Raw genomic sequence first — 2,024 nt, 5'->3', positions numbered from 1 at the left:
CCTGATAGCATCCGTGTAACCGGTCCCGCGATTCCGCGCTACCGAAACAAAGTGCGCGACTACCAGATTTTCCGGTGGCGAGCGACTGCCGCTCGATATAGGTTTAGCGGCTTGCTGAATTCGGCGTTCAGGCCTTGCGCGGTTTGTGCCGGCCCGCCATGAAATCCAATCCAAGGTGAATTCGCCGTCGCCAGAACGTCGGAGGGACAGACGACAATGAAGCGGTTCATTCCCAGCGGTGCCGTCCGCATATCGGTCGCGATGTTCTATACTCTGTTGTTGGCGATCACCGGGGTTTCCCAACCCGTCTTCGCCCAGCAGGCCGGCAGCGGCGATGCGACGCCCAGCCATGTCTTTCAGGCCGTGCAGAACCTGATCGCAGAGATCAACATTCTCCGGGAAGAACTGGGTGTCTACGACTATCCGCCGGAGGCGGAACTTCAGGACGACCGCGCTCCCGTCCACGTGTACGTCAAGACACTGGAGCTTTCGGACAAAGTAGGCGCGGTACAGCGGCGGTTCGGCGTACCCGCGACTCCCATGGGGCAGGTTCCGTTCAAGGAGATCGTTGCGGGCGACGTGCTGGCGAACGTCGAGTCGATCCTTGTTGAAGTGCGCAAGATCAAGTCGCAGATGGTCATCGAGCGCCAGATCGAGCCGGCACCCCTGGTTGGCGGCAAGACGCCCTCTCTGGTTTACAAGAGTCTCGCCGATGTGTCCTTTCTGCTTGACGGCTTGCGTGGACGGCCGCTGACCCCCGACGATGTCTTCCGCAACGCCACGTTCGTCCTCGACGAACTGGAACTGATCGCCGCGAAACTCAGGGTGCCCCTGGAATCCGGGGCGCCCGCCGTCGAAGGCTCCAAAACAGCCACCGATGTCGCCCAGCAGGTCTTGCGGGCGATTTACAAGGTGATCAACCTGGAGACCAGGCTGGGCATGGACGCATCTAGCGTGCCCAGCCTGACCCTGGTGCGTGTGACGCCTTCGGAGGTTTACGACGCCACCAACATGCTGCTGGCGGAAATGGCGCGTATCAAGCTGCACCTGGACATCAACGTACCGCGCGACCAGGGCCCCGAGCCGCGCGGCAAGAAACCCGTGGACGTTTTCGCGCTTGCGTTGCTGATCGTTCGAAACCTCGACCTGATGTCCGAAGCGGCAGCGAACTGATGCGGTCAGATCAAGTCAACCCAATCAGGAGGCGCCAATGCGACTGTTTCCCGTCACTGCCCTGACCTTGTTGCTCGGATCTTCCGCCGTTATCGGTGCGGAGCCCGCAACTGAAGGAATCCCGCACCGTCACGTTGCCGACATGCTGTTTGAACTGGCCTTCGCCAATCGCACAGCCTACACGAAGGACGTCGTGCAGCGTCTCTCCATGGAAGAGTCGGTGATCAGCGCATCGGAACAGTTCAAAGCGGAAAAAGGGCTGCCGCTGCCCGCGCAGATGTTCCGTCTGAGCGCCGAGGAACTCCTGGGCAACACCGATGACTTCTGGCTGCAGTTGCGCTCGCTCAGCCCGATCAACTATGCGAATGGCCCGATCACCCCTGTCGAAGAGCAAGGCCTCGAGTTTGTCGCCGCCAATCCCGGCGAGCGCTTCTACGCGGAAGAGAAGGGTCTGACCGGCCGGCGGAGCCTGGTTGCGGTTTATGCCGACGTGGCAAGCGTTGACGCGTGCGTGTCCTGTCACAACAACCATCCCGGGTCACCGAGAAACGACTTCAAACTGGGTGACGTGATGGGCGGCATCATCATCCGCATATTCCTGGATGAGTGATTCTTACAACCGAATTCTGCCGGCGCCAGCATGGAATTGCGGGAACCGGCGCATCCGGCGGGCCGCCGCCGCTGATCCCCACAGAGGAAACTACAACATGACGAGATTTTCTCCCCACCGGCGCATCCGCTTGTCGATGTTCATCCTTGCTACGCTGCTGATGTCCGGCCCGTTGGCCTCGCAACGGGCATTGGCCCAGGAGGAGAGCGGCTGGCTCGATGCGCTTGTTGACTGGTTTGGT

Annotated in this window: 2 protein-coding genes; both read left to right on the top strand. The window is 60.8% G+C overall.

Annotated elements, in window-relative coordinates; translation table 11 throughout:
- Window positions 1-216 precede the first annotated feature (216 nt).
- Window positions 217-1,173, top strand: coding sequence for a hypothetical protein (locus OXG98_12175; protein MCY3772758.1), 957 nt, complete (start codon window positions 217-219; stop codon window positions 1,171-1,173).
- 37 nt (window positions 1,174-1,210) lie between these two features.
- Window positions 1,211-1,783 (top strand): DUF3365 domain-containing protein, encoded by a 573-nt coding sequence (locus tag OXG98_12170; protein MCY3772757.1) that lies wholly within the window; start codon window positions 1,211-1,213, stop codon window positions 1,781-1,783.
- Window positions 1,784-2,024 lie beyond the last annotated feature (241 nt).

The organism is Gemmatimonadota bacterium (genome assembly GCA_026706345.1).
Lineage (GTDB): Bacteria > JAAXHH01 > JAAXHH01 > JAAXHH01 > JAAXHH01 > JAAXHH01.
The sequence above is the reverse complement of the archived record's forward strand: the minus strand, read 5'-3'. Positions and strand labels throughout refer to the sequence as shown.

Coding starts and splice junctions, on each gene's coding strand:
- OXG98_12175 (MCY3772758.1), top strand. CDS start 217: ATGAAGCGGTTCATTCCCAGCGGTGCCGTCCGCATATCGGTCGCGATG.
- OXG98_12170 (MCY3772757.1), top strand. CDS start 1,211: ATGCGACTGTTTCCCGTCACTGCCCTGACCTTGTTGCTCGGATCTTCC.